8 protein-coding genes are annotated in these 7,605 nt (G+C 36.5%); 1 reads left to right on the forward strand and 7 read right to left on the reverse strand.

The features are described from left to right. Positions 1 to 13: 13 nt before the first annotated feature. From A5844_RS00480 to amaP, 4 genes are all read right to left on the reverse strand, one after another. Positions 14 to 256, reverse strand: coding sequence for a GlsB/YeaQ/YmgE family stress response membrane protein (locus tag A5844_RS00480; protein WP_010735387.1), 243 nt, complete (start codon positions 254 to 256; stop codon positions 14 to 16). A gap of 24 nt (positions 257 to 280) precedes the next feature. Then, complete coding sequence (locus A5844_RS00485; protein WP_086284055.1) at positions 281 to 787, reverse strand: Asp23/Gls24 family envelope stress response protein; 507 nt, start codon at positions 785 to 787, stop codon at positions 281 to 283. A 63-nt stretch (positions 788 to 850) separates the two neighbouring features. Further along, positions 851 to 1,039, reverse strand: coding sequence for a DUF2273 domain-containing protein (locus tag A5844_RS00490; RefSeq protein ID WP_086283116.1), 189 nt, complete (start codon positions 1,037 to 1,039; stop codon positions 851 to 853). An 11-nt stretch (positions 1,040 to 1,050) separates the two neighbouring features. Then, the gene (amaP, locus tag A5844_RS00495; protein WP_086283117.1) at positions 1,051 to 1,617 is read right to left on the reverse strand and encodes an alkaline shock response membrane anchor protein AmaP; all 567 of its coding nucleotides are present in this window, start codon (positions 1,615 to 1,617) and stop codon (positions 1,051 to 1,053) included. A gap of 331 nt (positions 1,618 to 1,948) precedes the next feature. On the opposite strand from amaP, the gene A5844_RS00500 reads away from it, so the two are divergent. Beyond that, positions 1,949 to 3,100, forward strand: coding sequence for a cation:proton antiporter (locus A5844_RS00500; RefSeq protein ID WP_086283118.1), 1,152 nt, complete (start codon positions 1,949 to 1,951; stop codon positions 3,098 to 3,100). A gap of 229 nt (positions 3,101 to 3,329) precedes the next feature. On the opposite strand, the gene A5844_RS00505 is transcribed toward A5844_RS00500, so the two are convergent. From A5844_RS00505 to A5844_RS00515, 3 genes are all read right to left on the reverse strand, one after another. Beyond that, positions 3,330 to 3,620 (reverse strand): hypothetical protein, encoded by a 291-nt coding sequence (locus A5844_RS00505; protein ID WP_086283119.1) that lies wholly within the window; start codon positions 3,618 to 3,620, stop codon positions 3,330 to 3,332. A 67-nt stretch (positions 3,621 to 3,687) separates the two neighbouring features. Beyond that, complete coding sequence (gene pbp4, locus A5844_RS00510) at positions 3,688 to 5,676, reverse strand: penicillin-binding protein PBP4(5) (protein WP_373419203.1); 1,989 nt, start codon at positions 5,674 to 5,676, stop codon at positions 3,688 to 3,690. A gap of 242 nt (positions 5,677 to 5,918) precedes the next feature. Beyond that, the gene (locus tag A5844_RS00515; RefSeq protein WP_086283121.1) at positions 5,919 to 7,268 is read right to left on the reverse strand and encodes a lytic polysaccharide monooxygenase; all 1,350 of its coding nucleotides are present in this window, start codon (positions 7,266 to 7,268) and stop codon (positions 5,919 to 5,921) included. Positions 7,269 to 7,605 lie beyond the last annotated feature (337 nt).

Genomic DNA, 7,605 nt, shown 5'->3' on the forward strand with positions numbered 1-7,605 from the left:
GAAAAATGTTTTCTTATAATTTACGAGCAAAGAATGAAACAATCAATACTAAGATAATTGCTCCGATTAATGAAGGAACGATTGCCATCCCACCGATGACTGGTCCCCATGTACCTAACAAAGCTTGTCCAATGGCAGAACCAACTAGACCTGCAATAACGTTGGCAATGATTCCCATTGAAGAACCTTTATTTGTGATAGCTCCTGCAATTGCTCCGATAATTCCTCCGACGATTAATGACCAAATAAATCCCATTTTAATTTCCTCCTAAAGACTGTTTTATTGTACGCGTGGTTCTGAATTTTCTTTTACTTTTTGAGCACCTTTACCAACAGCTGCTTTCGCTTTATCTGTTTGTTTTGATGCGAACTGTCCAGTAGATTTTGCGGCATCTGTTACTTTATCTTGAACTGTTTCTTGATCTTTTTGATATTCTTCTTGCGTTTTGATATCTACAACGTTGACATTGACTTCAATCACATCAAGATGAGTCATTTCATTGACTTCATTACTAATCAACTCTTTGATTTGATCATAAATATTTTCAATATCTTTGCCATATTCCACCACTACATCTAGGTCAACAGCGACTTGTTTTTTACCTACTTCTGCATTGATTCCGGCGGTTACGTTATCTGTGTTGACTAATTTTTCAGCAATATTCGAGAAAAATCCACCATCCAACGTCAACAATCCATCTACATCACGTAAAGCATATCCAATGATTTTTTGGATCACTTTGTCTTCATAAGTCAATTCCCCTTTAGAAGCGGTTTGATTGCTCATCGGAGTAGTCGTTGATGTTGTGTTGACATTTTTAATATCTTTGTTTTCCATAATAAATTCCTCCTATGATTTAAAAAATCCATCTAGTAATCTTGTTTCCTTTAAATAAAAACCAACAGCTGCTCCAATAGCAGTCATGATTAGTATTAAAAGTGTTTTGAAAAAACCAACTGTCAACCATAGTATAGCTAACAGTAACCCAAGTCCCCCAAAGATAATAGGGAGCTTGTATTCTGAAAAGAATTCTTTCATTTTTTGCCCTCCTATTCTACTCGTGAGTGCTTGTGGTCATCAGTTTCTTTTTCTGCTTGGTAACTATTGTAAGTTACAGCAACCTTAATATTCTGTTCAGGTCCTAACACCCTGATTATCTGCTGTTGAACTTCATGCATCAACGCACCTGTTTGACCGATCAAAGAAGATGTCCGCTTCAAATCACCCTTCACATGAATATTGATTTTTTGCTTAGTAGCATGCACTTTTACTTTAGGGGAGTGAATAAACTCTTCTTCATGTAAATAGGAACGAGTTAATCCTTCTAGCGCCTTTTTATCTAAGACCAATTTGCCATCTTTTTGCTTTAATACGAATGTTCCTTTCGATTTTGGATAGAAAAGAACAAATAATAAGACGAGAACAATAACAATTGCGAAAATTACAGCAGCCCAGAAAAGATATTGTTGCATATAATAGTTTGTTATCGTAAAAAAGCGAAAGCGTTCAAACTGTTCCGGCAATACATAGGGCGCATTAACTAGAGCGATGATCAAAAGTACTGAAAGAAATAATAAACTTACAATGACACCAATGATCTTAACCCCTTTATTCATTTTCCACCTCCTAATTACTTATTTTCTAACGAAAAAATCACCAACAGATTTGTTCATATAGGAAGTAAAAGCACCTCACCAGCAAAGTAAGCGTTACCAAATATTGCAGGTTCGATAGAGATTACATTTCTCTTTTCCTATATAATCCTTAAATAACAGGAATAACAATCAAATAACTGAAATTATTTCCTGCTGGCTATACTTAAAGGATAGTATTCTAGATTAAAAAATGCAAAGATAATGCTCAGTTATTATTCTGTCTCTTATACACATCTAGATGTGTATAAGAGACAGTTATAAATTCTTTTTAATAATAGAAAGGATGAAGATAATGGAATTTATAGGTATTTTATGTCTGATATTAATCTCAACAACGATTGGCTCTCACTTATCGAGACGTTTTGGTATTCCAGCAGTGATCGGCCAATTACTTGTTGGTGTATTGTTAGGACAGGCAGGGCTTGGATGGGTTCACCCCAATATCCTTGTCCATGATTTTTCAGAAATTGGCGTCATCTTATTGATGTTTTTAGCTGGGTTAGAAAGTGATCTTTCTTTATTAAAAAAATATTTCCGTCCAGGAATGCTAGTCGCACTATTAGGAATATTATTTCCTGTGGGTTTTGGTTGGTTGACTGGGGAAGCCTTCCAAGTATCAAATAACGAAGCCATTTTCTTCGGGATCATCCTGGCAGCTACTTCCGTAAGCATCTCTGTAGAAGTATTAAAGGAATTAAATGTTGTCAACACAAAAGAAGGTTCGACGATTCTTGGTGCTTCTGTCGTAGATGATATTTTAGTAGTTCTTGTTTTAAGTTTCAGCTTATCATTTCTTACTGGAGAATCGACAAGCAGCCTACCTCTGTCACTCGTTCTAATCGAACAACTGATTTATTTTATTTTTATCTTTTTATTAGTCAAATGGATTGCCCCATTTTTGATGTCTTTTGCAGAAAAGATCTATGCTAATTCTGCGATCATTATTGTTTCCTTGGTTATTTGTCTGGGGATGTCTTATGTAGCAGATTTGATCGGTCTTAGTTCAGTGATTGGTGCTTTTTTTGCAGGAATCGCTGTAAGTCAAACAAAAGTGAAACATGAAGTATATCACAATGTCGAAGCATTAGGTTATGCTGTCTTTATTCCCGTGTTTTTTGTCAGTGTAGGCTTGGAAGTCGACTTTTCTAACTTTGGCGAACAACTACTCTTTATACTTGTGTTGACAGTTGTTGCAGTCTTAACCAAGTTAGGTGGTGGTTATATAGGAGCAAAAGTGGCTGGGTTTTCAAGTAATAGCTCATTTATGGTCGGGGCTGGTATGGTTTCTCGTGGTGAGATGGCTCTAATTATTTTACAAATTGGACAACAAAGTCAGCTGATTGAAGCACAGTATTATTCTCCTTTAGTCATCGTCATCCTGTTGAGTACTTTGATTTCTCCATTGATTTTGAAATATTTCACTAGAAAAGTGTATCATGTTTAGACACAAAAACATCTATACAGTATTTATAAGATTGAAACGCTCGCGTCCTTAGGTTTCGGACAACGAGCGTTTTTTCATTATTTAAGCCAACGAGCAGATATACTTTTTATTCCATCCAACTTGCGCTCATCCTCTAAAAAAAGAGACAGAGCGTTCACCTGCGTTTAGTTATAGGAGAATAAAGTTTTTTAGATACCCTTATTCAATAATGGCTAGCATTTTAGTTAACCTAAGGAATATTAATATGCTCTGTACTTTCATTCCAACATTCTTCTGGCGAATAATAATCTTTTTCATTTACTACAACTGTCCCATCAGTCTTGATCTCAATCTTAGTCCCTAGCCATGTAGCCTGAGGAGAAAGTAAAAAATTAGCTTTCTTGCCTTTCTTCATAGAAAATGCTTTTGCATATTCTTCATTTAAATGCGATTTTAAATACTTAACAGTGCCGTCATCAAAGGTGATTTTTAATAAAGTCGCCATCATTTCAACTTTTACTGCTTTAGGGATTGCATTCATTATGATTCCTCCTATTTATTCGGCCAACTACTTCATCCAATACTGACAAGTACGAAAAATCCTCATACTATTGATAGGTTTGATTCAAATACTGAAGTAACTCTGGTGCACGTTTGGTTGCTGAGTCATCACCTTCTTTGTTTTCTAACATACTAATGACTAAATATCCGTTATTTGTTGGATTAAGTGCAAACAAGAAACTGTTCTCTTGTCCCTTCTCATCTTGTTTTTCTTTGATTTCTGCAGTACCTGTTTTAGCAGCGAGGGGAATTCCTAATGAAGCAAGAGAATGAGCGGTACCGTTGGGATCTTGGACAACAGCGGTTAGATCAGGTAAAATCGTTTGGACTGCTGACTCACCTACCACTTGCTTCTTCTCTTTTGTTTCTTGATCTATCAACAGCTTAGGATAAATCAAATTGCCTTTATTCGCAAATACGCTATACATCGCTGCTTGTTGGATCGGATTGATCAAGAGTTGCCCTTGTCCGTAGCCCGTATCAGCTAATAAAATCTCTGAATTGAAGCTCTCTTCATTTGATATTTGTGCTGCGTTCATTGAAATAGGTAAATCTAACTCTTCACCAAAAATAAACTGGTTCAATCCTTTACGGAACGTCTCTTCTCCCATTTTCAACGTTTCTTGTGCCATATAGATATTATCCGAATAAACCAAGGCTGTTTGTAAATTGACATTTGGAACATCACTGACCCGAGTGACTTGATATGAACCCCAAGAGGCATCTTTTTGCCATTTCAAGCCATTGATGGCAATCGATTGATCTGGTGTTAATGTCCCATTATCTAAGCCGATAGCTGCTGTAATCATCTTAAAAGTCGAACCAGGGGCATAACCAGTAGCAAAGCGACTGATAAATGGCTGATTGGAATCTTCCTCATAAGCTTTATAATCTTCATGTGAGATACCATTGGTCATTTTATTAGGGTCATAACTTGGTGAACTGACTAACGCTAATAAATCACCAGATTTAGGGGCAGTGGCTACAGTCGAACCCGGTTTACCACCTAAACTTTCAAAAGCTATTTTTTGTGCAGTTGCATCAATCGTCAACTGGATATCTCGACCATTTTTCACTTCTTGTTGAAGCAACACAGTCTTTTCATTTCCTTTTGAGTCGGTAATACTTAATTTTCCGCCGTTAGTTCCTCTTAATTCTTTATCATAAGCCATTTCTAACCCCGAACGCCCAATCTTTCCTACACTACTTAGCTCTGCATTCTTTTCAAGGTCTTCTGCAGTGATATCTCCTACATAGCCAATCAGCTGTGCCACTGCCTCTCCCAGTGGATAATAACGTCCATCGACTTCTTGGAGAGATGCGCCTGTTGGTAATTCCGGTGTCTGTCCATCAATAATTTTCAATGGAACAAAATAATCCGGTTGGACCCAACTTTGATTAATGGCTTGGTTGATAGCTTCTTCTGATAGGCTGGAAATTTCTGCTAATGCTTTAATATTCGCTGTTTTTTCTTCACCTTCACCTAATTTAGCAGGAACCACACCTAATTGTTTTAACTTACCTGTTGTAGCTAATGGCTCATTATTACGGTCAAGGATTTCTCCACGTTGTGCAGGTTCCGTAGACAGACTGACTTTATCTGACCCTTCCATTTGCGGAAATAGCAAGTTGGGTTGCCAATTGATTTTAGGATGATTATCCGTTTGAGTGATTGTTCCTTGATAAGTAAGGTCCTTCAATTCACCTAGTGTCGTATTCATTTTGGCATTATAAGAAAAAGAATAGATTTCCTTATCTTTTTTCTCTACCGTTAAGTCTGTTATTTTGATACCTTTAACTTCTACTGCTCCAAAGATATTTTCGTATTTTTCCAAAATGTCTTTTTCTCTCAATCCCGTACTCGAATCCACTTTGATAGATTTAAGCGCTTCTTCATACTCTCCTTGGTTCAAGTCAGCAACAAATGCCTTGATCGTCTTTTCTGCTGCTTTTACTGTTTGTGCCTCCTGATAGTGCTGATAATAGAAAAATCCGCCCCCAATAGCCGCACTCAGCGCAATCGCTCCTACGCTGATCCATACCCTTTTATGTGTTTTTTTTGGTTTACTTCGTCTTTCCAATTTGATCCCTCACTTTAGTCATTGAGATTATAGTTACTCTTATTTTAACATAGGATAAATGAAAAGTATCTCAAATCTAGGATCCAGTATGCCCACATTCTTTTATTCTGTCATTTAATTGCTTGTTTTTTAAAGACATTATATTGCACAAAAAACACGTAACTCATATTAGTGTGAGTTACGTGTTTTTACTATTTTTATTTCAGTACGAATAATGTTGGGGCTAGATCCGGTGCCCAAGTTTCATCTCCATAATTCACATGTGTCTGGTTGACGATATACACTTTCCCTTTATAAACAACTTCTTCACGAGCTGTATAAAGTTCAGGTGAAGTGAAGCTTCCTAATTTCCATTGACGTCCTACAACTTCTCCACCTTCTGATGGTTTTGTTGCTACACGCAAGTTATTACTTGCATCTGATACTTCGCCATTCGTGCTGATTGCACGAACTGTGTACGTATATGATGTCTCTGCAGATAATCCTTCATCTAAATATGAAGTGGTCGTTGTTGAAGTAATCAATTGACCGTTACGATAAATATCGTATTGTTTGATTCCTTGTGTATGTGATGAAGCACCCCACATTAATGAAATGCTTGAATCTGTTTCACCCATTGAGTGCAAGTTAGTAGGAGCAGTCGGTCTTTCTTCCGCACTAGTTGCATTCGTCGTAACTGAGATTGCTGTTCTTTCAGAAACGACACCACTTTGGCTAACTGCTTCAATTTCATACTTGTAAGTTGTTTCAGCAGCTAAATTTTTATCTTCGAATTCAGAATTTACAGAAGTACCAACTAGCGTTCCATTACGGTAAACATTGAAAGAAGCTGCATTTGCTTGGCCATTCCAAGCAAGTTTGACAGTAGAAGAAGTCACATCTACCGCACGAACATTTTGTGGTGCTTCAGGCTTAATCTGTACTCCAGAATCGCCTTTTACATTCACATCAATCACATTATAAAAAGCGTTACTTGTATCGTCTACATCCCAAACTGCTAAAATCACATGATAGCCTAAGCGATTACTCGGTACATTGATTGTATGGCTTGGTGCATTCGATGCTGGTGAACCATTATGATTGATTGTACCAATCAATTCGAAATCGCTACGTTCCAATCTATCATTAGGATTCCAGTCTGCTTTTGTCATATAGTAATGCCATTTAGTTGTTGGGTGGGCTGCTGTATAATGCCATGTGAATACATTTGAACCTTGCATGAGGTTTTGTTTTGTCCATAATGTTGCATTTTGTTGATCGAGGTTGAAGTCACCAACTGCACCGTTAGCAGAAGCGATACGTCCATCAGCTGGGCCTGCGGCAGGATAACCTTTAGGTGCTTCTAGTGATTGAGGCTCATTGATAATTCTTCCATATTTTTGAAATGCTGCATTCCAGTTAGCGTCTTTTTCTAAGAACCCTTGATATCCTCGACTGACAGGAGATTGTACATAACCATGAGCAGAAACTTCATTTCCACCCATCGTTAAACTTGCACCAAATAATACACTTGAACATAAAACTGTTGCTAAAATCTGTTTTTTCATTTTTTTCCTCCTATTATAAAATGATTAGATAATAACAAAAAGATTATTATATTTTTTAATCAAAATGTTATCTTATCTATAATTTAGATTAACAAATTAGTCCCTAACCTACTAACCTAATAATACCGAGCTCTAGGTAAAAACTTTAACAAACTCTAACTTAACGTTTATTTTTCCTTATACTATTTTAATTAACATTGCGGAATCAAATGATAATCACCCTTATGTATTTTCTTTTTATATTTACAGATTAAACCCATATTATATTAATAAAAAACAATATAGTCTTCATAAAAATAGCCGAATGAAGTGATTCTTCACTTTTCTACTAGGAATC

Source organism: Candidatus Enterococcus wittei, from assembly GCF_002140175.1.
Classification (GTDB): Bacteria; Bacillota; Bacilli; order Lactobacillales; family Enterococcaceae; genus Enterococcus_B; species Enterococcus_B wittei.